Here is a 25115-nt window from a genome sequence, read left to right as displayed (position 1 = left end):
CGGCCGCGTGATGAGCTCATTCTCTGGCAGCGCCGCCACGCTGCGCCCGCGAGGGTGGTCACTGCAGCTCAGCGGCTATTTGCTGCTGCTGCCCGCGCTCAGCTTCCTGCTGCTGTTTACCCATTATCCGGCGCTGGCCACGCTGTGGCAGAGCCTGTTCAGCGCCGCGCGCGCTTCGCATCCGGCCCATTTTGTCGGGCTGGATAACTATCGCGCGCTGCTGGATGACGACATTTTTATGCAGTCGCTGTGGAATAACCTGCTGTATGCGCTGATCACCATTCCGCTGGCGGTGACGCTGGCGCTGCTGATGGCGCTGGCGGTCAATCGTCGGCTGCGCGGCAACGCACTGGTGCGTGCGGCCTTCTTCATTCCGTCGCTGCTGCCGATGATCGCCATCGCCAATCTGTGGCTGTTTTTCTACACGCCGCAGCTTGGCATCCTGAATAGCCTGCTGGCATGGTTTTCGCTACCGGCGGTCAACTGGCTCGGCGAGCCGGATACCACGCTGTACTGCCTGATGGCGGTTTCGGTATGGCGCGAGGCGGGCTTTTTCATGATCTTTTATCTCGCCGCCCTGCAGCAGATCGATCCGCGCCTCAGCGAAGCCGCCGCCATTGAAGGCGCATCGCGCCGTTACTTTTTCCGCCGCGTGCAGTGGCCGCTACTGCTGCCAACCACGCTGTTTGTGCTGATCAACGCCTCGATGAACGCCTTCCGCATTGTCGATCAGGTGATTGCCATGACCAACGGCGGCCCGAACAACAGCAGTAGCCTGCTGCTGTTTTATATCTATCGTACCGCATTCAGTTTCTGGGACATGCCAGCCGCGTCGGCCATGACGGTGGTGCTGCTGGTGATCCTCGGATCGATTGCGTTGATCAAATTTCATCTGCTGGACAAGCGAGCCCATTATCAATGAAAGCTGCATCCTCTCCGGGCGGTTTTGCGCTCAACCTGCTGATTTGGCTGGCCGCGCTGCTGTGGAGCTTGCCGATGCTGGTGGCGCTGTGGATTGCCATTCATCCGGCCGCCGGACAGGGGCACTTTTCGCTGCTGGCACCGCTGACGCTGGAGAACTTCATCAATGCCTGGCACGCGGCACCGTTTGCCCGCTACTTCCTCAATACCACGCTGCTGGTGCTGATGATTGTGGTGGTCCAGCTGGTGCTGGCCACGCTGGCCGCTTATGCCCTGGTGCGGTTCCGCCTGAAATTTTCCGGTTTCCTCTTCGCGCTGATTCTGCTGCAGCTGATGATCAGCCCGGATGTGCTGATTCTGAATAATTACCGCACCATCAGCGCGCTCGGGCTACGCGATACCCTGACCGGCATTGCGCTGCCGTACTTTGCCTCGGCGTTCGCCATCTTTCTGCTGCGGCAGACGTTCAAAAGCATTCCGCTGGTGCTGGAAGAGGCGGCAACCGTTGAAGGGGCCAGCCGGTTTTACATTCTGCGCCACATCTACATTCCGCTGGCGAAGCCAATCTATGTGGCGTTCGCGCTGGTCTCGATCAGCTTCCACTGGAACGATTTTCTCTGGCCGCTGGTGATCACCGACTCGGTTCAGGTGCGTCCGTTAACCGTCGGGCTGCAGCTGTTTTCCGCACCGGAGCAGGGCGTGCAGTGGGCGCTGATTGGGGCGGCAACGCTGATGACCACCTTGCCGTTGCTGCTGCTGTTTTTGCTGTTCCAGCGGCAGTTTATTCAGTCATTCATGCGTGCCGGTATTCGCTAAGGAGAGCCAGAGATGGGATATGCCCATGCGCTAACCGCAGCGCAACGCCAGCGGCTGGGTGATGTCGCTGAGCTGTATCAGTTACCGGATTTACGCGCGGCACCGCTCGACGGCGCGCTGCGCTTCGGGCTGCTGGCCGATCCGCAATATGCTGACGTTGAGGCGGATGTCCCGGCGAATCTCTACTATCGTCATGCGCTGCATAAGCTGCCGCAGGCGATAACCGCGCTCAATCAGCAGCCGCTGGATTTTGTCGTTACGCTCGGCGATCTGGTGGATCGCCACTGGGCCAGCTATGCCACGCTGCTGCCGCTCTACGATCGGCTACTCCATCCGCATGCCGTGGTGCTGGGGAATCACGACGCCCAGACCATCGCGCAGCACCTCGATGACGCGCTGCCGCTGCCAAAAAGTTACTATGCCTTTCAGCTGCCGGGCTGGCGCTTTATTGTCTACGACGGCAACGATATCAGCCTGTACTGCAATCAACACAACGGCGACGATCGCCAGCGCGCGGCCGCACTGCTGGCTGATTTACAGGCGCGCCAGCAACCGCAGGCGCAGCCGTGGAATGGCGCGGTCGGCGCGACGCAGCTGGCGTGGCTGGAAACGCAGCTTGTTGAGGCCCGCGCCTGCGGCCAGCAGGTGGTGGTGTTCGGCCATTATCCGCTGGCACCGGGCTACAGCCACAGTCTGCTCAACGGTGCGCAGCTGGCAGCGCTGTTCTGCCGCTATGGCGTGCGCGCCTGTTTTGCCGGCCACGATCACCGTGGCGGCTATCATCGCCGCGCGGATACCGTGTTTATAACCCTGCAGGGGATGCTGGATGGCCCGTCGCGCGTGCCCTTTGCGGTGGTGGAACTGACGGGCGAGACGTTGCGGCTGCGGGGATGGGGCGGCGAAATCAGCCGCGAAGAGGTATACGGTGCCGCGCCGATTGCTAGCCGGCCAGGTTAAAACTGTTGTCAATGCGCAACAAAACCTCGGCCGTCGGGACTGATCCATCCAGACACAGGGTGACCCAATGCTTTTTGTTCATATGGTAGCCCGGGAAATAAACCTCGCCATCGACCAGCGAAGCGATCGCCTGCGGCGAGACTTTAATGTTGACGATTTCAATCAGACTATCATCCGGTCGGCCCAGCTTGCTGCTGTGAATCGTCAACAGCGCGCCGAACCACTTTTGATTATCTTTGCGGCGAAAGATGGCGTTTTCAGGAAAGCGCGGCCATAAGAATTCCAGCTCAGTCTGATACTGCTGTTTTAAGTGCTGCACGATCGCATCGGCCTGCGCTGTTTTGAAATGCTTCTGCGGGAAACATTTTTCTGCGATATCCAGCAAGATAGCGTCATGTTCTTCACGAACCTGCCCTACAAAGGCACCGGTGGCAGAAGTAATACGGTGAAGAATGTAATCTTCTCCTGTGACTTTATCGATAATGGTGGCGGCAATGTCACCCTGAGTAGTGATGTTTACCTGCAGGGTGAACTGCTTATTCATCACATCACAGCGGTAGCCGTAATCCTGCCCATCCTTGCGAAAACCGTAAGCCAGCAGCTTTTTCACATTCATTTCCCGGCTGACGAAAAGATGATTTACGTTGTACATTTTCATGCCTGGTTAACGGTGAGATGTTCACAATACCCGGAGTTTAATCGGGGCGTGCGGGCTATTTTAACCGACAGGAGGGATTTTTATGTGCCATAAATCGCTATGACACCCGGCACCGCTTTTTCGCCATATCACACCGCAAAGAACAACCGCCACCGGACGCTTAACCCAGCCTTACGCAACGCGCGCACATGCTGTATAGTCCGTTTTTTTTCGGAGGAACCATGCTGCCCAACTCATCCACGCGCCTGAATAAATACATCAGCGAGAGCGGAATCTGCTCGCGCCGTGACGCCGATCGTTACATCGAACAAGGCAACGTTTTCATTAACGGCAAACGCGCCAGCGTCGGTGCGCAGGTGTTCGCCGGGGATGAGGTCAAAGTCAACGGGCGGCTGATTGAACCGCGCAACGAAGACGATCTGGTATTAATCGCCCTCAACAAGCCGGTGGGCATTGTCACCACCATGGAAGAGGGCGAGCGTGACAACATTGGTGACTTCGTTAACCACAGCAAGCGCGTGTTCCCGATTGGCCGGCTGGATAAAGACTCGCAGGGGCTGATTTTCCTCACCAATCACGGCGATCTGGTGAATAAAATCCTGCGCGCCGGTAACAATCACGAAAAAGAGTACGTGGTCACGGTGGATAAGCCGATCACCGATGAGTTTATTGCCGGCATGGCGGCGGGCGTACCGATGCTCGGCACAGTGACGAAAAAATGCAAAGTGAAGCGGGAGTCGACCTTTGTATTTCGTATTATCCTGGTGCAGGGACTGAACCGGCAGATTCGCCGCATGGCCAAACACTTTGGCTATGAAGTGACGAAGCTGGAGCGCACGCGGATCATGAACGTGAGCCTGAAAGGTATCCCGCTCGGTGAGTGGCGCGATCTGACGGACGATGAACTGATCGACCTGTTTAAGCTGATTGAGGATTCGTCGTCAGAAGATCAAAAAACGCAGCGGGCACAGGCGAAGAAGAAAGCGGCGATGCCCGCCGCGAAAAAACCGGCCGTCAGCGCACCGAAACAGAGTGACAAAGCGGGTCAGGGCGCGAACCGCAAGCGCTTTACCCAGCCGGGACGCAAGAAAAAAGGGCGTTAAAATCACACCCGCGGCGCCCGCGACCATCACGTATCTTTAGCGCCGCACGCCTTCATTCCAGCCACATTTTTATTATTTATAACCGGGCGTCAGAATATCTGCGCCCGGTCATGCTTTTTCACGCAATCAATATGCAAATCCGCTGCATATCCAAAGGAGAAAATGGCATTAGGGATAAATAGTGACTGTGATAATTTTCAGCTATACGCCGAATAGCAGGCGTCACTCACCTTATTTAGCTGAACCTTTTCCAGGGATATAAACAATGCATAAACACCGTCTGGCCGGACTATTACTGGCCTCTGCATCGCTGCTCGCCGGCTTGTCGCTGCACGCTCGCGCCGCTGATGCATCCATTCCCTCACTGGCCGGTAAACGTATCGGTATTACCGTGGCCGGTACCGATCACTACTGGGATCTGAAAGCCTATCAGGGACAAATTGATGAAGTAAAGCGGCTGGGTGGCACGCCTATCGCGCTGGATGGCGGACGCAAAGAGTCACAGCAGATCGCGCAAATTCAAACGCTGATTGCACAAAAACCGGATGCCATTATTGAAACGCTGGGCACCGCCTCAGTGCTGGAACCCTGGCTGAAAAAAATTCGCGACGCCGGCATTCCCTTATTTACCGTGGATACCGCCAGCCCATCCAGTATTAACGTCACGACCTCCGATAACTTTTATATTGGCGAGCAGCTGGCATTAAAACTGGTCAATGATCTGCGCGGCGAAGGCAATATTCTGGTGTTTAATGGTTTTTATGGCGTGCCGGTGGTGGCGATGCGCTATGACCAGTTAAAAGCCGTGCTGAAATGGTATCCGAAAATTAAAATCATTCAGCCCGAACTGCGCGACGTAATTCCCAATACCGTGCAGGATGCCTATGCGCAGATTAGTCAGCTGCTTAACAAGTATCCGCAAGGGTCAGTACAGGCTATTTGGGCGGCATGGGACGTACCGCAGATTGGTGCCACTCAGGCGGTTGATGCTGCCGGTCGCAGTGAAATCAAAACTTACGCCGTGGACGGCAGCCCGGACGTGGTCTCGCTGGTGAAAGATCCGAAATCCAGCGCGGCGGCGGTGGTGGCGCAGCAACCCTATCTGATCGGACAGACTGCGGTACAAAATGTGGCGAAATACCTTGCCGGCGATCGCTCACTTCCGCCTGCCACCTATGTTCCGGCCATTCTGGTCACCAAAGAGAATGCGGCGCAGGCGCAGCAAACGCTGGGCCAGAGCGATGGTAAATAAAACAGTGAGACTGCAACTGCGCCAGATCAGTAAAGCCTTTGACGGCATTCCCGCGCTGCAGGCGGTATCGCTTGATGTCCACGCCGGCGAAGTGCATGGGCTGATTGGGCATAACGGAGCCGGAAAATCGACGCTGATCAAAGTGCTGGGCGGCATCCACGCCGCCGATGAGGGCAGCGTGACGCTGGAAGGCCGGCTACTGGTGTTGACCAGTCCGGCTCAGGCACAACAGCAGGGCATCGCCATTGTTCATCAGGAGCGGCTATTGCCCGGCACGCTGACGGTGGCGGAAGCGCTGCTGCTCGGTAATGAGCCACGGATTGGCAGCACACCGTTTATCGATCGCCGGCGTATGCGGCAGCAGGCGCGGCAGCTACTGCAACAGCACTTCGATCTGCAGATCGATCCCGATGCGCTGATCGCCGGGTTAAGCGTGGCGGAACAGCAACTGGTGCAGATCTGTCGCGTATTACAGCGCGCGCCGCGCGTGGTGGTGCTGGATGAACCGACCGCCGCGCTGGCGCGCCACGAGGTGCAGGCGCTGTTTCGCGTTATCGAACGTATGCGTCAGCAGGGGATCGCACTGATCTACGTTTCTCACTATCTCGATGAAATACAGGCGCTGTGCCAGCGGGTTACGGTGCTGCGCGATGGTAAAGACGTCGCGCATTTTACCGGCGACGCCCTTTCTCCGCAGGCGCTGATTAATGCCATGATCGGTGAGACGCAGCAGGCGATTGCACCGCGCGGTCTGCCACCTGACGGCGAGCCGGTGCTGACCGTAGACGCCCTGAGCGCGCCGGGTCGCTTTCACAATGTTTGTTTCAGCGCACGACGTGGCGAGATCGTTGGCATTACCGGCCTGCTGGGCTCCGGAGGGAAGGCGTTAATCAGCGCACTGTTTGGTCTGGAACGTGGCGTGAGCGGGACGCTGCGCGTAGGTGAGACGCACGGCGTACCGGCTTCGCCACATGCCGCGGTGAAACGTGGCATCGCGCTGGTGCCGGAAGATCGCCGCGCCAACGGCATCGCGCTCGATGTGAGCCTGCGCGACAATATCACCCTGACGACCGTGCAGCGCCTGCTGCGCTGGGGCGGCGTCTCTGCAACCGCCGAGACCGCGCTGGTGGCGGACAACATCTGCCAGCTGGCGATCCGCACACCGGGCCAGCTGGCACCGCTGCGTCAGCTATCCGGCGGAAATCAGCAAAAAGCGGTGCTGGCGAAATGGCTCAACACCCACGCCACGCTCTATCTGCTGGATGAGCCCACGGTTGGCGTCGACATTGCCGCCAAGGCCGCCATTTATCAAACCCTGCAGCAGCTGGCGGCTGCCGGGGCGGTGATTATCCTTTTTTCCACCGATCTGCTGGAACTGAAAACGCTCGCCGACCGCATTATTGTGCTGGCGCGCGGCGAGCAGGTCGCCACGCTGTCCGCCCGGCACACCAGTCATCAGGAGATTCTGTCCCTGGCTTCCGGCACGGGCGCATTGACGGAGCAAATCCTATGAGTGAACTGAGCCAACCGGCGGTGGTGACGGCGGCAGGCAAACCGCAGGGGCAGCCGTGGCTGCAGCACGTCGCGCTGCTGATTATTGTACTGGTGCTGGCGGTATTTGCCTGGCTGTCGCCTATTTTCCTCAGCGTGATCAACCTCGGTAACGTATTGCAGCAAACGGCGGTGGTGGGAACGCTGGCGCTGGGTCTGACGCTGGTGCTAAGCGGTGGCGGTGTTCAGGGGATTAGCGGCGGCATTGATTTATCCATTGCCGCTAATATGGGGTTGTGTGCCGCGGTATTCGCGGCGCAGATTGCTGAGCAACACTCTGTCACTTATGCGCTGCTGCTCACGCTGCTCACCGGCATCGCCGTGGGGATATTCAATGCCCTGGCGATTGTCTGGCTTGGTATTTTGCCCCTGCTGGCGACGCTGACCAGCATGAACATCGCCATGGGACTGGAGATGGTACTGAGCGGAAACGCGTCGATTTCCGCCAGCAGCGCGCTGCAAAACCTGCTGATAGCCAGCGGACCGCTGGGCGTTTCCTGGCTCGGCTGGGGATTTCTGCTGCTGGCGTTGAGTGCACTCGGGCTCAGTCGTTTCACCGCGTTTGGCCTGCGCCTGCAGGCGGTGGGTAGCCATCCGCAGGCCGCCAACGCGGCGGGCATTAGCGTGGCGCGCTATCAAAGTCTGAGTTATGTGCTGTGCGGCTTCAGCGCTGCACTGGCAGCCATTGCCTCGGTGGCGCTGCTCAGCGGCAGTTCGCCGGGCGCTAACGACAATCTGCTGATGGTGATTGCCGCCGCGCTGCTCGGCGTGGTGTTTTCGCGTCGCCTGGTGCCGACCCTGGGCGGTGCACTGATCAGCGCGCTGTTTCTGAGTCTGATAGCCAACGGCTTTCAGTTGGTTAACGTCTCAAGTTACTGGATTAACGGCGTCGAGGGTGTGCTCATCCTGCTGGTTGTGGCGCTGACCGCGCTACTGCGGCGCCGTCAGGCGGGGAGGGCATCTCATGTCTGAACTGAGCCTGAGCGGTAAAAAAGTGCCGGGGCTGTTGCGCAGCCTGATGGTGCTGACCTTTGTTGCGCTGCTGCTGTTTTTCATCATCGCCGCGCCCGCGTTTGCCACTGTCGCCAACATTCGTAGCGTGCTGCTGAATAATGTCGCACCGCTGGCGATTGTGGCGCTGGCCATGACGCTGGTCACGCGTATCGGCGCGATCGATCTGTCCGTCGGTACGGCGATTGATGTCGCCTGCCTGGTGCTGGTGACGCTGGTACTGCATCAGGTCGCGCTGCCGCTGGCGCTGTTGGGTGCGCTGACGGCGGCACTGCTGGTAGGCGTGTTCAACGCTTTTCTGGTGACACAACTCGGCGTTGAACCGTTTCTCGCCACGCTTGGCACGCTGTTTATTGGTCAGAGCGTACAGCAACTGTCGTCCAACGGTGGGCAGCCGGTCTATCTGCTAAGCCAGACGCTGCCGGCGGGTTTTACCGCTATTGGTCACGGCACGCTACTTGGCGTTCCACTACCGCTCTGGCTGTTGCTGGGCGTGGTGCTGGTGCTGTATCAACTGTTGCACCGCAGCGCCAGCGGTCGCGCACTGCGCATGATGGGTGAACAGCTCAGCGTAGCGCATCATTCTGGCGTGGCGGTCAAACGTCTCACCGCGCTGGCATTCATATTCAGTGCACTGGTCGCCGGTATCGTCGGGTTAATTCTCGCCGCCAATGTCAAAGCCTGGGTACCGTTATCGGGCAATGCCTATCTGCTGAATGCCATCGGTGCCAGCTTTATTGGCGCGACCTTCGCGCCTTCGCGCCGCCCGAATGTGCCGGGTACGCTGCTGGGGGTCGTGCTGCTGAGTTTCATCGCCAACGGACTGTTGCTGGTCGGCTGGAACTTTTACTGGCAGCAGGTGGCAACCGGCGCACTGATCTTTGTGGTACTGGCCGTGGGTGCGCTGCGTGCGCGTCGCCCTGTCTGAGGAGGGTAACGGATGCCTTCACCGTTTTTGCTGTTTGCGTTCATGATGAATGTCCCTGGTCATCTCTCTGCCGGATTGTGGCGACATCCCCAGGATCAGGCGCATCGCTATACCGAGCTGGATTACTGGACGACCCTCGCGCGGCAGCTTGATACCGCAGGTTTTGATGCGCTGTTTATTGCTGATGCGCTGGGACAACTGGATGTATGGCAGGGCAAGCCGGACGCGGCGTTGCGCCTGGCCGCTCAGATGCCGGTGAACGATCCGCTGCTGCTGGTCTCAGCCATGGCAGCCGTCACGCAGCACCTCGGTTTCGGTATTACGGTCTCTGCCACCTACGAACATCCTTATTTGCTGGCGCGCAAGTTCACGACGCTTGATCATCTCACCCGCGGGCGTATCGCCTGGAACGTGGTGACTTCCATGCTTGATTCCGCGGCGCGCAATCTGGGTTTGACCCGGCAGCTGCCGCATGATGAGCGTTACGATCGCGCACAGGAGTTTCTGGATGTGACCGCGAAGCTGTGGGAAGGCTCATGGGAGGAAGATGCGGTTAGCCGCGATAAAGCCAACAGCCTGTATAGCGATCCGCAAAAAGTGCACGCTATTCAGCATTATGGTCGCTGGTATCAGGTGCCGGATGCACATCTCAGTGAGCCCAGCCCACAGCGCACCCCGGTGCTGTTTCAGGCTGGCACTTCGGCACGCGGTGCGCAGTTTGCTGCCCGTAACGCAGAAGTCATTTTCCTCGGTGGCGTCACCGCGCAGGCGATTGCCAGCGATATTCAGCGCATTCGTCAGCTGGCCGTGGCAGAAGGGCGCGATCCGGCGTCGCTGCGTTTTGTCACAGCCATCACGGTGATCACGGCCGAGGATGATGCCGCCGCCCGGGCCAAACTTGAGGATTATCAGCAATACATCAGTGAAGAGGCTGCGCTGGCGCTCTTCTCGGCGTGGACCGGTATCGACTGGTCGCAGGAGGATCCGGACATGCCGCTGGCCTTTCGCGAAACCGACGCCTGCCGTTCGGCGCTGGCCAGCCTGACGCGAATTGACGATCAAAAACGCTGGACGCTGCGTGAGGCAGCACGCTACATCGGTATCGGTGGTCTGCATCCGTTGCTGGTGGGCGGCGGCGAAACCATTGCCGATCGGCTGGATCAGTTTGCGGCAGAATCGGGCGTGGACGGCTTTAATCTGGGCTGGGCTATCAGCCCGGGCAGCTTCAACGATTTCATTGCCTGGGTCATGCCGGTACTGCGCCAGCGCGGGCGGGTGCGTCCTCAGCCAGCACAGCCGTTAACCTTGCGTGAACGTCTGACGGGTCAGCCGCGCCTGGCAGCTGACCATCCGGCAACGCGCTTCCGCCGCCCTTAGCTCCACGCATGGCGCGGCGGCGGCGTGCCGTTGAGATAATAATTACCCACGTGGTAATACTTCCAGCGCACCGGATCGTGCAGCGTATGGGTGCGCGCGTTGCGCCAGTGGCGGTCCAGATTAAACTCCTGCAGCGTGGCGCGGGTGCCAGCCAGCTCAAATAGTTTGTTACCGGCAAGCAGAGCGATCTCCGTCGTCAGCACTTTGGCCTCGGCGGTGGCCACGGTCGCGCGTGCCACGCTGGTTTCATCGGGCTGCGCCAGCGCGGCGTCAATCACTGCTCCGGCCTGCCACAGCAGCGCTTCGGCAGCGTGCAGGCGGATTTTCAAATCACCGACTGCCGCCAGCGTGAAGTGGTCATCGGCAGCGCGCGCCTGGCCACTGTCAATCCACGGCCGCGAGCGTTCGCGAACAAATTGCAGGGTGTCTTCAATGGTGCCGCGCGCAATACCGACATCCACCGCCGCCTGAATAATCTGTGAAATCGGCCCGGCAGCGGTTGGCCGCTCAAACGCCTGCCAGGTTGGAATAACGCGCGACAGCGGGGCGCGGACATTCTCCAGCAGTACGGTACCGGAAGCCGTCGTGCGCTGACCAAAGGCCGACCAGTTATTAATGACGCTGATGCCCGGCGTGTCGCGATCGAGCACAATCAGATGCGCCCGGTCCTGCTCGTCCAGCGCCACGGCATGGATTCGATGCGCCAGCAGCGCGCCAGTGGCATAAAATTTTTCCCCGTTAATCACCACCTCATCACCGTCACGCCGAAAGCGCGTCTGAAAATCGGCGACCGTGCGGCCATGCTTCTCCGAAAAGGCGTTACCCCAGCGCAGCCCGGCCAGTACCTCGCTCAGCAGTACCTGTTTTTGTGCTTCGCTACCGTCTTCCAGCAGATGGGCCACACCGGCCAGATGGTTTTGCGGCAGCTGACCGAGCGCCGGATCGGCAGCTGAAATGATGGCGATCACCCTGGCCACGGTGGTCCACGACACGCCCGCTCCGCCCCAGGCTTTGGGGATGGCCATTGCCCACAGGCCGCTTTGCGAGAACGCATCCAGCTCTTTGAGGGGCAGAATGCCCTCACGATCGCGCAGTGCCGCCTCGCGCGCGAAGCTGGCCGCCAGCTGATGGGCTACGGCGATAGCTTCCGCATCGTCGCGAATGATATGCGCGGCGCCAGCCGGTAATGGCACCGGTGCTTCCGCCTGTTGCGTATTGACTTTACGCGGCAGCGCCGCGGAGTCGGCTAAGGTCAGCGACATAAAGACTTCTCCGGTAGAAGAGGATAGAGGAGGGCATCATCGCATGCGCACGCGGAGGGCTTATATCTCAATAGCGGTTAAGCAAAGCGCAAAAAAGCCTTAGTGCTCGCACACTAAGGCCGGATTTACAGTCGGGGAGAGAACCGCTGGCTACGCCACTTTCACCACGGTTTTGCCGAAGTTTTTGCCTTTCAGCATGTCAATAAACGCCTGAGGCGCATGCTCCAGCCCTTCTACCATGTGTTCGCGGTACAACACTTTTTGTTGCTCGACCAGCGGCGTCATCGCCTGCAGGAATTCCGGATAGCGATCGCCATAATCCTGGAAGATGATGAAGCCCTGCATACGGATGCGGCGTTTCAGAATCCCGCCCATGATCAGCGGCGTGCGATCGGGGCCGGGTGGCAGTTCGCGACTGCTGTAGCCCGACACCAGGCCACACACCGGCACGCGCGCGGCGGTGTTGAGTAGCGGGAAGACGGCATCGAATACTTTGCCGCCGACGTTTTCAAAATAGATGTCGATACCGTCCGGGCAGGCGGCCGCCAGCTGTTCTGCGAAATCGTCACGATGATGATCGATACAGGCGGAAAAACCGAGGGTGTCAATCGCGTAGCGGCACTTCTCCTCGCCGCCGGCCACGCCGACGACGCGGCAGCCATTCAGCTTACCGAGCTGACCGACCGTGGCACCCACCGGTCCGGTGGCAGCGGCGACAACCAGCGTTTCACCGGCTTTGGGCTGACCGATATCCATCAAGCCCATGTAGGCGGTAAAGCCCGGCATACCCAGAATACCCAGCGCCCAGGACGGATGGGGCAGATGACCGATTTTAGTCACGCCAGTGCCATCGGACAGGGCATAGCTCTGCCAGCCGCTGGCCGCCAGCACCCAGTCGCCGGCGCTGAAGTCCGGATGCTGCGATTCCGCCACCTGGCATACGGTGCCGCCGACCATCGGCTGGTCGAGTTGCGCCGGCGGCGCGTAGGATTTGCTGTCATCCATGCGGCCACGCATATATGGGTCGAGCGACAGATAGTGGGTGCGCAGCAGCATCTGTCCCGCCTGCACCTGCGGCAGCGGTTGTTCGACAAAGCGGAAGTTCTCTTTCACCGGCTCGCCGTCCGGGCGTGACGCCAGCAGCCAGGCGTGATTGAGTGAAGCGTGTTGAGTCATAGCATTTCCTTGTTTCTGCGCGGGTAAAACAGCAAGTGTAGCCAATGATCGGGCATGGAATGGATGATTGATGCGGCTTGCGTTTACATCAGAATGATACCAAACCGCTTCAGCAACAGCGCCCAAAGGGCGAACAGCACCACGGTAATCACGCAGGAGAGTAACAGCGTGAGCCAGAAGCCGACGCGCTGGTAAAAAAACGGAAACAGGATAAACATCGGCAGTGTCGGCACCACATACCAGAACGTATACCATGCGTGAGCGGCAATTTTTTCCTGCGTTTGTCCTTCTATTTTCATCCAGATAAGCACCAGCAGGGTGACCAGCGGTAAAGCGGCGAGCAGGCCGCCCAGACGATAGCTGCGTTTCGCGGCTTCTGAGATCAGTACCACCATGAAGGCGGTTAACGCGTATTTTGAGATTAGCCAGAGCATCGTTATTCCCGATAATTATCATTAAGCCGGCTGCGTGCCTGATTTTCTACTTTAGGTAAGAACGAATGACCGCCACGATCTCTTCCAGATCCTCACTTCGCGCCTGCGGCGTAGCCTCTGCGTTCATCAAATGTTCGCGTATATGGCCTTCGAGCAATTCGCTCATCAGGCCATTAATAGCGCCGCGCACTGCCGCGACCTGCTGCAGTACCTTGAGGCACTCTTCACCCGATTCGACGGCGGTTTCCAGCGACGCCGCCTGACCTTTTATGCGTCGAATGCGGGTGAGCAAGCTTTTCTGATTTCTCAGGGTATGGGCCATAACTGCCTCCGTTTGATCATGTCCTATACTGGGGTATAGTATATAACTCACTTTACGGCGCTTTCGGGCCGCCTGCAACTGATTACCCCGACATTGACATCCAAATCCCAGGAGGCTGGATATGGTCGCAAAATCGCCGTGCATCGATCTCTGTGTGTTTGATACGAAAACCGGCTGGTGCGAAGGATGCGGACGCACCCGTGGTGAAACCCAAAGCTGGCGCAAGCTTTCGCCTTACCATCGCAAAGCGACAGAGCGGGCGCTTCCGGCGCGCCTGAAAGCGCTTAAAACCCGAGAGGCGTAGTCTTGTTCGTCAGGTCGAGGCGACACACATTGAGGTTGACGCTGCTGCCAAAGATTGAAACCTGACGGTGTAGCAGGACATTTGTGATTAACATCTTACTTACATCATTAACATCCCTTTTTTGCTGGCTATCAGTTATGCGGTGAATCTATAGTCAATTTACTATGTAAAACTGTGTTTTATCTGGTGCAACTCATGACTTTGGCGATGAGGCACGCCAGCAGCGTTTCAGACCTGATTTAAATCAGGCAGTTAAGAGGGGATACTATGGAGATCGTTAACGCACCGCATCTGCCAGTCAGAGAGCACTGGCTGGCACTGCATCGTGAACCCGCTTTGATGCCCGACCTGCCGATGGTCGATGCGCATCATCACTTATGGGATCGCCAGTCAGGGCGTTATCTGGCGCCTGAATTCAGCCACGATATCGAAGCATCCGGCCACCGGATACTCTCCACCGTCTACATTCAATGCCGTTCAATGCTGCGCCGCAACGGACCGGTGGCCTTCAAACCCGTCGGTGAGGTGGAGTTTGCCAGCGGCGTCGCGGCAATGTTTGACAGCGGCCATTACGGCGCGGCGGCAGGCTGTGAAGCGATTGTCGGCGGTGCCAGCCTGTTGGCTGGCGATGACCTGCTGCCGGTGATTGAAAGCATGACGGAACGTTCAGGCGGACGGTTACGCGGGATGCGTAATCCGCTGGCCTGGCACGATGACCCGCGCGTGGTATCCAGTCCCGCGACGCCGCCCGCCGGTCTGGCGGCCAGTGCCGCATTCCGGCGCGGTGCCGCATGTCTGGCCCGCAAAGGACTGTCGCTGGATGTCTGGGTTTATCACACCCAACTCGATGAAATCGCTGAGCTGGCACGAGCGCTACCCGAACTGCACATTATTGTGGACCATTGCGGCGGGCCGATCGGTAGCGGGCCGTATGCCGACAAACGGGATGCCACCTTCCAGGAATGGAAAAAGGCCATCATTGCGCTGGCGGCGTTGCCAAACGTGAGCATCAAAATCAGCGGTTTCGGCATGACCGTCATGGGCTACTCCTTCGCCCAGCACGCCACGCCACCGGACTCCCTGACGCTCTCGCAGGCCTGGCGGCCGCAGTTTGAAACCCTGGTTGACGCGTTTGGCGTCGGGCGCTGTATGTTCGCCAGCAACTTCCCTGTCGACAAAGGGATGTTCAGCTACGGCGTATTCTGGAATGCCTGTAAAAGGCTGGCTGAGCACGCTTCGCCGACCGAAAGAGAACAGCTGTTCTGGCGCACCGCGGCTGCACGCTATCGCTTATCCTCCCTGGAGAATATGGATGAATATCAAATCAAGACTGCATGAAGCGCCTCCCCTGGCGCAGGATGAGTCCGCTGCAGCGATCTCGTATACATCGGCAGAAAAAAGGACGCTGGCGCTGGGCGGGTTAGGGTGGACGTTTGAAAGCTATGACTCGTTTTTGCTCTCGCTGTTACTACCGGTACTGGGCGTGGTATTTGATGTCAGCAAAACGGAACTTGGCGTGTTTATCAGCACCACGGCAGGCGGGCAGATTATTGGTGGCATTCTGTTTGGGCTGGTTGCCGATAAGATCGGACGCGTCAGAACGGCCTTTATCTGTATCGCCATCTATTCACTTTTCTCCGGACTGCTGGCGTTCTCCCACCATCCTCAGGCGTTTGCTGCGCTGCGATTCTGCGGTGCGCTGGGTATGGGCGGCATGTGGACGTCAGGAGCGGCACTGATCGCCGAAACATGGCGTCCGGAACGTCGTGCACGCGGTGGCGCGCTGATGCAGATGGGGTTACCGGTGGGGGCGATCCTGGCGATTGGCCTGACGGCGCTGGTGACGGCCCTGACCGGCGGGCTGGAAAACGGCGGCTGGCGCTACCTTTTCATGATTGGCGCACTGCCGGTGTTTATCATGATGGTTATTGCTTATATCACGCCTGAATCACCTGTCTGGCTGGCACGCCAGCAGGAACGCGCTCACCGCCAGAGCAAAACAGCAGGTACCCGCAAAATCAACCTCAAAGGATTGCTGCTGGCATTTACCTTTATCTTTTTCATTCAGTACCTGTTCTGGGGCGTATTCACCTGGACGCCAACCTATCTTCGTGAAGTTAAGCATCTTGATTTTCTTCACAGCCTGAAATTTGTGCTGGCCCTGCAAACCGGTGCCATTGCAGGCTTCCTGGTGTTCTCACTGCTGGCCGATAAGTGGGGGCGCAGGCCGATGTTTCTGCTCTACCTGTTTATCGGTGCGGTGGCGGTCGGCATGTATCTGGCGACCACTCAGCCGCTGATTCTGATGGTCGCCATCTTCATGGCAGGGTTTGGCGTAAACGGAATTTTTGCCGGCTCCGGTCCTTTCCTCGCTGAGATCATTGGCGACACGCAGTCACGCGGCTTTTTAATGGGGCTGGCGTATAACGGCGGGCGCCTGGGCGGCTTTATCGCTCCGCTGCTGATTGGCTTTGTGGCCAGCGTTGGAGGATTCACCGCCGGGCTGGCCACCACAGTGATCGCCTTTCTTGCCGCGATGGTGGTGGTCTGGTTAGCGCCAGAAACCAAAGGCGTGAAGTTGCAGTAAGCTGTGCGCCTGTCGCGCAATCGGTACGCTAAAACCGGTGACACGGCTGAATACCTGACGCGCTGTCAGGTGTTCAGCCAGTTGTGTGGTATACCCACCGTAGCCAGAATCATCACCGCAAAATCCTGCACCACATCGCGGCCACGCCAGGTGAGCCCGCGCACAAACCCGGACAAAACATCAGGTTCGCCGGCGCGCTAATTGCCTGATTAGCATGGCTTGCTGGAGAAGTGCCCAGGTGACGTCGGGCAATCTCACATAACAGGCGCATGCTTTACTGCGTATAACCGGGTCTGATTACCCCTCATCAAGGAGAACACCATGATAAACAGCCTGCGCACCGTTACGCTGCTGGCGGCAATGACGGTGAGCGCGCCACTGCTTGCGCAGACCTTTGTTTACGTATCCGCCGCCGACGACGGCACCATCGCGCGCTATACGCTGGACGCACGCAGCGGCGCTTTGCAGCTGCTTGGCCACACTGAGGCCGGGGGCAAAGTGATGCCGATGGCGCTCAGTGCGGATCACAAAACGCTGTACGCGGCGATTCGCAGTAAACCGCTGCAGCTGGCGAGCTGGCAGATTGACTCGCAAAGCGGCGAGCTGAACAACCGGCACACCGTGCCGGCTGCGGCCAGTTACCCCTACATCAGCACTGACCGTCAGGGACGCTTTCTGCTGGGGGCCTCATATGACGGCGACGTGGTGCAGGTTTACCGCCTGACAGCCAGCGGCACCATCGCTACGCCGCCGGTCGGCAGCTATAAAACCGGTCATGCGGCACATTCGGTGATTGTCGATGCCAGCGGTCGTCACGCTTATGTGGGTAATCTTGGCACCGATCGCGTGCTGCAGCTCAGCCTGGGCGCAGACGGCACGTTGAGCGCCCTCGGCAAGGGGGAGGTAGCAACCGCCGCCGATAACGGTCCGCGCCACTCAGTGTTATCGCCGGATAATCGCTATCTGTACAACATTGGTGAAATGGGCGGCATCATTACCCAGTTCCGGCGCGAAGCCAGCGGCGAGCTGGTGAAAGTGGCGGAAACGCCCAACGCGGTGGCGACGCAGTATCATCTGCAACATGGCCGTGAACGGCCGCCGGGTTACAGCGACAGCACGCCGCGCATCTGGTCAGCGGATATCCAGCTGACGCCGGACGGGCGTTTTCTGTATGTCAGCGAACGCACCAGCAGTACCGTGAGCGGTTATCGTGTTAACCAGCAGGATGGCAAACTGACGCTGATCGGCAGCTGGCCGGTGGAGAAACAGCCACGCGGCATGGCGATTAGCGCCGATGGCCGCTGGCTGGTGGTGAGCGGTGAGAAGAGTGCGGTTATTGGCAGCTACGCGATTGAGGCGCGCAGCGGGGCGTTGCAGCGGGTGGGCGAGGCGCCAGCCGGCCGGGACGCGAACTGGGTGACCATCGTCAGCTATTAAAATGATCGGGCGCAGGAAACTGCGCCTTATTGCGCGAAATTATTTTATGGATAGCATCGCCCGGCAGCAAAGTGTGATCTGCGACACATTTCTGCCGCTGAAGGCAGATTGCTGCTTTCTGCGGCAGTGACAGCGCAGATATCCCGCCGGCGACCCGCTGATCGCTGCGTTCGATTAGTTTCCTTAAAGCATTCTGTGCCTGATGTCAGGCGCGTATGAACACCGTTTTCGATTACGAAACAATTTGTCGTAGTTATCGGGATGAGCGCCCGCCAGATTCTGGCAGGATACGCCGCACTTAGCGCCTTCTGGTCTCCGTGACATGCAGTGGTTTTCGAAAAACGCCGTTTTTTTTGCTGTAAAAACCTGTCTGGCCGCCTTTCTGGCATTGTATCTGGCTCTTGAACTGAATGTTGATCGTCCCGCCTGGGCGCTGACCACGGTGTTTGTGGCATCGCAGCTTTATTCGGCCTCCACCATTTCCAAATCGCTGTTCCGCCTGCTCGGCACGCTGCTCGGTGGCGTCTTCATCTTTTTTATCTTTCCGCTCACCGTGGCGCATCCGCTGCTGTTCAGCCTGTGTATCTCACTGTGGGTGAGCCTGTGTCTCTATCTGTCGCTGCACGACCGCACACCGAAAAGCTATGTTTTTATGCTGGCGGGCTACAGCGCCGCGATTATGGGTTTCCCGGAAGTGACGACGCCGCTCGGTATCACCAGCACCGTGCTGTCGCGCATTGAGGAAATCACCCTGGGCATTGTGTGTAGCAGCCTGGTGCACGCGTTGTTGTTTCCGGTCTCAATGCGCAGTCTGCTGGAGCAGAGCGTCAGCCAGTGGTATCTCAACGGGCGCAAGCTGTGCCGCGATTTACTCTCTGGCATTTCCGCTGACCGATCGCCAGAACGCGACGAAATCCTTACCCGCATGGCCACTAATCCGCAGCAGGTCGAGATCCTGATTACCCATTGCGTGTACGAGGGCGACGCGGCCCGGCGTCTGATTCGCCTGGTCAGCACGCAGTACCAACATCTTTCATATTTAATCCCCACGCTGACGGCGATTGAGATGCGGTTGCAGCGGCTGGCGGCGCGCCAGATTGCCTTTCCTGCCTGGGTTGAGCAGACCCTGCAGCAGTTCCTGCTGTGGCTGAATGATGGCGAAGCGGTGGGCGATGTCATTGGCATTCAGCTGGAACTGAGCCTTTGTCAGGATCGGCTGAATGCGGCGTGGCGCAACGGCGAATTGTCTACCGAACACTGTCTGCTGTTTACCGGCCTGCTGGAGCGGCTGGTGGATTTTGTGCGTATCGCCGGGGCTTACCAGAGCGTGGGCGGGCTGGTAAGCGATCTGTCAGGCGACACCACGCTGGCGCGCGGCAAACGCACGCATCGCTTTTTCGACAAAGGGCTGATTCGGCTGTCGGCGCTGACGGCATTTTGCGCCACCTTTGGCTCCTGTCTGTTGTGGATGGCGACCGGCTGGCGCGACGGGGCATCAGCGCCAGTGATGGCCGCGATTCTCAGCTCCTTCTTCGCCAGCCTCGATACGCCGCTGACCTCAATGAAGCTGTTTATCCGTGGGGTGATCGTGGCGATTTTTATCAGCGTGATTTATGTCGCGCTGCTGCTGCCGCAGGCAACCTCGTTCGAGGCGCTGATCCTCTGCCTGGCTCCAGGTTTGCTGCTGCTCGGGCTAATGATTGCGCGACCGGCCAGCAACATGATCGGTCTGAGCGTGGCGATTCAGATCCCCGGCTTTATCGGGCTCGGACATCATCTGAAACCCGATCTGGTGCTGCTGGTGAATAACGCGATTGCTTCGATGGCCGGCGTGCTGTTTGCGGTGATCCTGACCGCGCTGATGCGCAATAAGCGGCCATCGTGGACTGCGCGCCGCGCCGTGCGTCACGGCCTGCGTGAACTGCTGCGCTTTATTAAGGAGATTGAGCGCAACGGCTCATCGCTGCTGGTACGCCAGCGTTTTATTGGCCTGATGCTGGATAAGGTCAACGTGGTGCTGCCACGCCTGCACCTTGATCCGCAGTCCGATATGGCGCCGGCGGGAATGCTGCTGACCGAAGTGTGGCTGGGGGTCAATAGCTTTGACTACTACGCGCGCCATCAGGCGCTGCTGAGCCGTTATCAGCTGGACAGCGGGCAGATGTTTCACGAGCTGGGACTGTTTCTTAAGCGCAGGCTGAAGTCGCTGCAGACGCCGCCGCATGAGGATTTGCAGGAGGAGCTCGATGTGCTGCTGATGCAGCTGGAACAGCTGGCGCAACGTGACGAGGCGCTGTTGCTGCCGCTGTTTCATCTGTTCAGCATCCGGCTATACCTGTTTCCGCAACTTAGCTGGCCGGTGGCCACGCCGCGTCAGGCCGAACGCCTGCAGCAGCATCGTTACCGCCTGCAGGCTTAGCCATACCAGCTGTAACCTTTCGGCACGCGGGAAAAGCCGATGGCTTTCAGGGCCGGTAGCAGCGATGACTGGCTGGCCGGCTGATCGTCCACCCGTTCGAGGATGAAGCTGTGGGTTTTCTCCCGGCGTAAGGCCTGGCCCAGCGCCACGATCGCGGCCTGGCGTTGCTCCTCACTAATGTCGCCAAAAGTTAACAGCTCTTTACCACCCGGCGGCAGCCACAACATAACGCGCCCATTGCCAATCACCACCAGTGCGCCGCTGCGGCGGGTAGGCCGCACGCCACCGACGCTGAGCGGCCACGCCAGCTGCACGCCAAAGGGATTGGCGGGATCCAGCACCGCCAGCGCCACCGGCGGGTGCGTGGCCTGCGCGCTGCCGAGCTGGCGCAGCCGGTCGATGGCCGGATTTTCAGCAAACTGCGCGCCGCCCATACCAGCAACAAAGCGGCCGCGCAGCAGCCGTCCGGCATCCTCCATACCGCGCAATAGCGGCTGCAGCGCCGGAAAGCCGCCGGGAATCTGCTCTGCCACGGCGGCACCGCGCGTGATCACGCCAAAGCGGTCGAGCATATTTTCTGTCAGCGCCAGGGCGCGTTCGGTATCGGCCAGCGGCTGCCGCACAATCAGCGACCAGCGTCCGGCCATGCTGTTGATCGAGGGCTGCGTCGCAGCACTGCGGCTGGCTGCGAAACTGGCCCGACTGTGGCGACTGCGCGCAGGACGGGCCGGGCGTGGACGCGGCGTGTGGCTGGTGGTGCTGAGCTGGCGCAGCGCGGCCCAGGTATCCATAGTCAGATAGCCGCGCCATACCAGCTCCCACATCGCGGCAAAGACTTCGCTGGGGTCGACAGCATGTTCAGGCTGCGCCATCACGCGCGGCAGCAGCTCGCGGGCGAACCAGCCGCCGCCATCCTGTAACTGCGCCACAATCGCCTGCTGTAAAGGTGACAATGTCACATTATTACCTTCATCAGGCACCGTTAACGTTTCACTGGCAAACTCGCTCAGGTGCAGTGAGACCAGTCCGTCCTGCGCGCCAGGTGCCCGCTGGCCACTCCAGATGACTTCACCGGAAGAGAGCAGCTCATCCAGCATCGCAGGCTGATAGTCACGCACACGCACCGGCAAAATCTGGCTTTCCCACAGCGAAACCGGCAGCGCCACGCCAGCCAGCTGTTCGATCACCCGCACCACGCCGTTGATACCGGCAAAGGCGCCCTGTGCCGCGGATGCTGCGACGTCGCTCAGTAATCCCTGACGCTCAAGCAGAAAAGCCACGTACGCCGGCGCTTCGACCGGTCGGGTGGCCTCTCGCGCCGCCTGCAGCGAGCGCACGCGCAGACGACGAAATACGCTTTCCGCTACCCACTGCGTTGACGCATCGACCGCAGGCGAGAGGAAATCGCCTTTCAGTACGCGTTGCTGCTGACGCAGCTCTTCCAGCGTGTCGTCGACCACGGCGCGGCCCAGACCAAAGCGGGCGGCGATTTGCAGACTGGTGGCGACAGCGTGGGTGCGCAGATAGCGATTAAGTAAGTCATGCAGCGGACGGGCCACCGGCGCGAGCAGCCCGGCGGGCAGATCAGCTGGCAGCGCCGTGCCCAGCGCGTCGCGCAGCCGCACGCCATCTTCGGCGACAGCCCAGCGCGCTTCTGCCGCAATCGTAACCTGAATGATGCGCTGCGCCTGTTTCAGCGCGGTTAGCAGCGGCATCAGCGCCGCCTCGCCGTTGTAGCGCGCCGTGATTTCCGGCACAGTGAGCGGCCCCAGCTCGCGCAGCAGATCAACCACAGCTTCCTGAGTGCTGGCCTGATAATCGGGGACGGTGCGCTGAAGCTCCAGCTCAACGCGTGCCACCACCTCGGGTGCCAGCAGTTCGTGCATCTCAACCTGGCCCAGCAGATCGCTCAGCAGCGTGCTGTCGAGCGCCAGCATTGACGCGCGCCGCTCCGCCTGCGGTGCATCGCTGGCATACATGAATTCGGCGACATAGCCAAACAGCAGCGGCGCAGCAAACGGCGAGGGCGTATCGGTAGTAACTTCAGTCAGCTTAACCTCGCCCTGTTGTATCCGCGCCATCAGCTGATGCAGCGCCGGCAGGTCATACACGTCCTGCAGACATTCACGCGCGGTTTCGATCAAAATCGGGAAATCGTCGAACTGCCGCGCCACCTCCAGCAGTTGCCCGGCGCGCAGCCGCTGCTGCCACAGCGGAGAACGTTTACCGGGATTGCGGCGCGGCAGCAGCAGGGCGCGCGCGGCGCATTCGCGGAAGCGGGCGGCAAAAAGCGCAGAATGTCCCACCGCAGCCGTCACCTGTCGCTGGAGTTCGTCCGGCGCAAACAAAAACAGTTCAGCGCCTGGCACCCGGCCTTCGCTGTCAGGGAAGCGCGCGACAATCCCATCATCGCTGGCGACCACGGCCGGATCGAGCCCCATCTGGCGGCCAATCCGCTCAGCGATGGCCAGCGCCCATGGCGCATGCACGCGCTGACCATAAGGGGAATGCAAAATCACGCGCCAGTCGCCGGTTTCATCGCGACAGCGCTCAATCAGCAAATTGCGATCGTCAGGCACCAGGCCTGTGGCGGCAATCTGTTCGTCGATGAGCGCACGAATGTTGTGTCGGGCACTGGCGTCAAGGTTGTCGCTGCCGGGCAACACCCCGCTGGCGGCATGTCGCAAATAGCGGCCAATGGCTTCGCCGAGTGTCGCCGAACGCCCGAGACTGTCGCCGTGCCAGAAGGGCAGGCGCGCCGAGCGACCGGGGGCCGGCACCACCACCACCTGATCGTGCGTAATTTGCTGGATGCGCCACGAGGTGGCGCCAAGCGTGATGATGTCGTTAATTCGCGACTCATACACCATCTCCTCATCCAGTTCGCCGACCCGGCGCGCACCGGACTGTTCTTCGCCCTCCGGCAGCATCACGCTGAACATCCCGCGGTCTGGAATGGTGCCACCGCTGGTGACGGCCAGATGCTGCGCGCCCGGGCGACCGCTTAAGGTTTGCTGTTGTCGATCCCAGATGATGCGCGGGCGCAGGTTAGCAAACTCGTCCGAGGGGTAGCGGCCAGACAGCATATCCAGCACCGCATCGAAGGCGTTACGTGGTAACGTTTTAAACGGATCGGCACGGCGTACCTGTTGATACCACGCCTCGACTGACAGGGTGTCCATGGCCGCCGCCGCCACCGTATGCTGGGCGAGAATATCGAGCGGATTGTGTGGCAAAGCGATAGCATCCAGTTCACCTGCCAGCATTGCGTCCACCGTCACGGCCGCATCAACCAGATCGCGGCGCGTGCGCGGCCAGATAATGCCTTTCGGCGTACCGCCGACCTGGTGACCGGCCCGGCCAATACGCTGCAGCGCGCTGGCCACCGAAGGCGGTGCCCCGACCTGAATCACCAGATCGATATCGCCCATGTCGATTCCCAGTTCAAGACTGGATGTCGCCACCACGCAGCGCAGTTCGCCGGCTTTCAGGGCGTTCTCAATCTCCAGCCGCTGCTCTTTCGACACCGAGCCATGATGCGAACGGGCAATATATGCTTCAGCAAGCGTGGCGCGTTTTTCGGTTCCGCCGCTAAAAGAGCCATAGGCGAGGGCGGGCTCCGTTACGCCCTGTTCCGGCGCGGAGCGTCGCGCATACAGTTCGTTGAGCCGTGCGGTGAGTTTCTCCGCCAGCCCACGCGAATTTGTAAACACCAGAGTCGCGCGATGGCGTAATACCTCATCCAGAATGCCGGCTTCAATATGCGGCCAGATGGAACCGGCGGCGAGGCTGCTCTCCTGCGCGGCGCGCGCATCGGGACGTTGCTGGATGTCCGTCATGTCCTCTACCGGCACGGTAATTGTCAGCTGCAGCGGCCGCTGCGCCGGCGGGTTGACGATGCGCGTAGTGCCCGCGCCACCGAGGAAAGCCGCCACCGCTTCTGGCGGTCGCACGGTGGCCGACAGTCCAATGCGCTGAGCAGGCTGCGCCAGCAATACATCGAGCCGTTCCAGGCTGAGCGCCAGATGGGCACCGCGTTTACTTCCGGCCACCGCGTGTACTTCGTCAATAATCACGGTTGAGATGCCGCGCAGCGTTTCGCGGGCTTTTGACGTCAGCAGCAGGAAAAGCGATTCCGGGGTAGTAATCAGGATGTCCGGCGGCCGGCGCTGCAGCTTTGCCCGTTCGGCGCTGAGCGTGTCGCCGGAGCGCATGCCGACCTCCAGCGTGATTTCCGCCTCACCCAATTCCGCGCGCTGAGCAGCAACGCCCGCCAGCGGTAGCGCCAGGTTACGCTGCACGTCAGCCGCAAGCGCTTTAACCGGTGAAATATACAGAATGCGCGTCTTGTGACTGCGCGCTACGGGTTCGTCACGGCTGCGCTCGCGATACAGCGCGTCGATCGCATGCAGAAATGCCGCCAGCGTTTTGCCGGAGCCGGTTGGGGCAATCACCAGGCAGTGTTGTCCGCTGGCGATGGCGCGCCAGGCTTCCTGTTGTACGGGAGTCGCCGCCGGGAAAGTGCGGCGAAACCACTGTTGCGTGGCCGGGGTGAACAGTGAAAGCGCTGAGGCTGGCATCCATGACTCCTGCATTCTCG

20 protein-coding genes are annotated in these 25115 nt (G+C 59.8%); 14 read left to right on the top strand and 6 right to left on the bottom strand.

Going from position 1 to position 25115, the window contains the following annotated elements; genetic code table 11:
- Window positions 1–10: 10 nt before the first annotated feature.
- Genes C1Y42_RS05455 through C1Y42_RS05445 form a run of 3 tightly spaced genes read left to right on the top strand, consistent with a single transcriptional unit; the run spans window position 11 to window position 2694 of the window.
- Window positions 11–922 (top strand): carbohydrate ABC transporter permease, encoded by a 912-nt coding sequence (locus C1Y42_RS05455; protein ID WP_058774661.1) that lies wholly within the window; start codon window positions 11–13, stop codon window positions 920–922.
- Window positions 919–1737, top strand: coding sequence for a carbohydrate ABC transporter permease (locus tag C1Y42_RS05450; RefSeq protein ID WP_021506011.1), 819 nt, complete (start codon window positions 919–921; stop codon window positions 1735–1737). Before C1Y42_RS05455 ends, C1Y42_RS05450 begins: the two co-directional genes overlap by 4 nt.
- A gap of 12 nt (window positions 1738–1749) precedes the next feature.
- A complete protein-coding gene (locus C1Y42_RS05445) occupies window positions 1750–2694 on the top strand; it encodes a metallophosphoesterase (RefSeq protein WP_104092960.1) in 945 nt (314 codons plus the stop codon).
- On the opposite strand, the gene C1Y42_RS05440 is transcribed toward C1Y42_RS05445, so the two are convergent.
- On the bottom strand, window positions 2678–3346 hold the full coding sequence (locus tag C1Y42_RS05440) for an MmcQ/YjbR family DNA-binding protein (protein WP_104092959.1): 669 nt from the start codon (window positions 3344–3346) through the stop codon (window positions 2678–2680). The genes C1Y42_RS05445 and C1Y42_RS05440 overlap by 17 nt on opposite strands.
- Before the next feature lie 227 nt (window positions 3347–3573).
- Here C1Y42_RS05440 and rluF point away from each other — a divergent pair, with 227 nt between their 5' ends.
- The 6 genes from rluF (at window position 3574) to C1Y42_RS05410 (ending at window position 10574) form a co-directional block, all read left to right on the top strand.
- On the top strand, window positions 3574–4455 hold the full coding sequence (gene rluF / locus C1Y42_RS05435; RefSeq protein ID WP_104092958.1) for a 23S rRNA pseudouridine(2604) synthase RluF: 882 nt from the start codon (window positions 3574–3576) through the stop codon (window positions 4453–4455).
- A gap of 265 nt (window positions 4456–4720) precedes the next feature.
- A complete protein-coding gene (locus tag C1Y42_RS05430) occupies window positions 4721–5707 on the top strand; it encodes a sugar ABC transporter substrate-binding protein (RefSeq protein WP_021506015.1) in 987 nt (328 codons plus the stop codon).
- A 4-nt stretch (window positions 5708–5711) separates the two neighbouring features.
- Window positions 5712–7220: a sugar ABC transporter ATP-binding protein gene (locus C1Y42_RS05425; RefSeq protein WP_233210685.1), complete on the top strand. Its 1509-nt coding sequence runs from the start codon at window positions 5712–5714 to the stop codon at window positions 7218–7220.
- Window positions 7217–8230 (top strand): ABC transporter permease, encoded by a 1014-nt coding sequence (locus tag C1Y42_RS05420; protein WP_058758574.1) that lies wholly within the window; start codon window positions 7217–7219, stop codon window positions 8228–8230. The genes C1Y42_RS05425 and C1Y42_RS05420 overlap by 4 nt, the downstream gene beginning before the upstream one ends.
- Window positions 8223–9197, top strand: a complete 975-nt coding sequence (locus C1Y42_RS05415) for an ABC transporter permease (protein ID WP_021506018.1) — start codon at window positions 8223–8225, stop codon at window positions 9195–9197. Before C1Y42_RS05420 ends, C1Y42_RS05415 begins: the two co-directional genes overlap by 8 nt.
- Before the next feature lie 12 nt (window positions 9198–9209).
- On the top strand, window positions 9210–10574 hold the full coding sequence (locus C1Y42_RS05410; RefSeq protein WP_104092956.1) for an LLM class flavin-dependent oxidoreductase: 1365 nt from the start codon (window positions 9210–9212) through the stop codon (window positions 10572–10574).
- Here C1Y42_RS05410 and C1Y42_RS05405 read toward each other — a convergent pair.
- From C1Y42_RS05405 to C1Y42_RS05390, 4 genes are all read right to left on the bottom strand, one after another.
- Entirely contained in the window at window positions 10571–11836 is a 1266-nt protein-coding gene (locus tag C1Y42_RS05405) for an SfnB family sulfur acquisition oxidoreductase (RefSeq protein ID WP_104092955.1), read from the bottom strand. The genes C1Y42_RS05410 and C1Y42_RS05405 overlap by 4 nt on opposite strands.
- A gap of 150 nt (window positions 11837–11986) precedes the next feature.
- Window positions 11987–13012, bottom strand: a complete 1026-nt coding sequence (locus C1Y42_RS05400; protein WP_058758571.1) for an NADP-dependent oxidoreductase — start codon at window positions 13010–13012, stop codon at window positions 11987–11989.
- An 83-nt stretch (window positions 13013–13095) separates the two neighbouring features.
- Window positions 13096–13446 (bottom strand): DUF3147 family protein, encoded by a 351-nt coding sequence (locus tag C1Y42_RS05395; RefSeq protein WP_104092954.1) that lies wholly within the window; start codon window positions 13444–13446, stop codon window positions 13096–13098.
- A 46-nt stretch (window positions 13447–13492) separates the two neighbouring features.
- Window positions 13493–13768 (bottom strand): metal/formaldehyde-sensitive transcriptional repressor, encoded by a 276-nt coding sequence (locus C1Y42_RS05390; protein WP_058769814.1) that lies wholly within the window; start codon window positions 13766–13768, stop codon window positions 13493–13495.
- A 121-nt stretch (window positions 13769–13889) separates the two neighbouring features.
- On the opposite strand from C1Y42_RS05390, the gene C1Y42_RS05385 reads away from it, so the two are divergent.
- The 5 genes from C1Y42_RS05385 (at window position 13890) to C1Y42_RS05365 (ending at window position 20515) form a co-directional block, all read left to right on the top strand.
- On the top strand, window positions 13890–14072 hold the full coding sequence (locus C1Y42_RS05385; protein WP_104092953.1) for a DUF1289 domain-containing protein: 183 nt from the start codon (window positions 13890–13892) through the stop codon (window positions 14070–14072).
- A 267-nt stretch (window positions 14073–14339) separates the two neighbouring features.
- On the top strand, window positions 14340–15410 hold the full coding sequence (locus tag C1Y42_RS05380) for an amidohydrolase (RefSeq protein WP_104092952.1): 1071 nt from the start codon (window positions 14340–14342) through the stop codon (window positions 15408–15410).
- Window positions 15385–16659, top strand: coding sequence for an MFS transporter (locus C1Y42_RS05375; protein ID WP_104092951.1), 1275 nt, complete (start codon window positions 15385–15387; stop codon window positions 16657–16659). The genes C1Y42_RS05380 and C1Y42_RS05375 overlap by 26 nt, the downstream gene beginning before the upstream one ends.
- A gap of 321 nt (window positions 16660–16980) precedes the next feature.
- A complete protein-coding gene (locus tag C1Y42_RS05370) occupies window positions 16981–18096 on the top strand; it encodes a beta-propeller fold lactonase family protein (RefSeq protein ID WP_104092950.1) in 1116 nt (371 codons plus the stop codon).
- Window positions 18097–18418: 322 nt separating this feature from the next.
- Window positions 18419–20515, top strand: coding sequence for an FUSC family protein (locus tag C1Y42_RS05365; protein WP_104092949.1), 2097 nt, complete (start codon window positions 18419–18421; stop codon window positions 20513–20515).
- On the opposite strand, the gene C1Y42_RS05360 is transcribed toward C1Y42_RS05365, so the two are convergent.
- Entirely contained in the window at window positions 20512–25110 is a 4599-nt protein-coding gene (locus tag C1Y42_RS05360) for an ATP-dependent helicase (RefSeq protein WP_199188953.1), read from the bottom strand. The two genes, C1Y42_RS05365 and C1Y42_RS05360, sit on opposite strands and share 4 nt — an antisense overlap.
- Between the last annotated feature and the right edge of the window lie 5 nt (window positions 25111–25115).

This window comes from Pantoea sp. ICBG 985, from assembly GCF_002928365.1.
In the GTDB taxonomy this organism is placed as follows: domain Bacteria; phylum Pseudomonadota; class Gammaproteobacteria; order Enterobacterales; family Enterobacteriaceae; genus Pantoea; species Pantoea dispersa.
The sequence above is the reverse complement of the archived record's forward strand: the minus strand, read 5'-3'. Positions and strand labels throughout refer to the sequence as shown.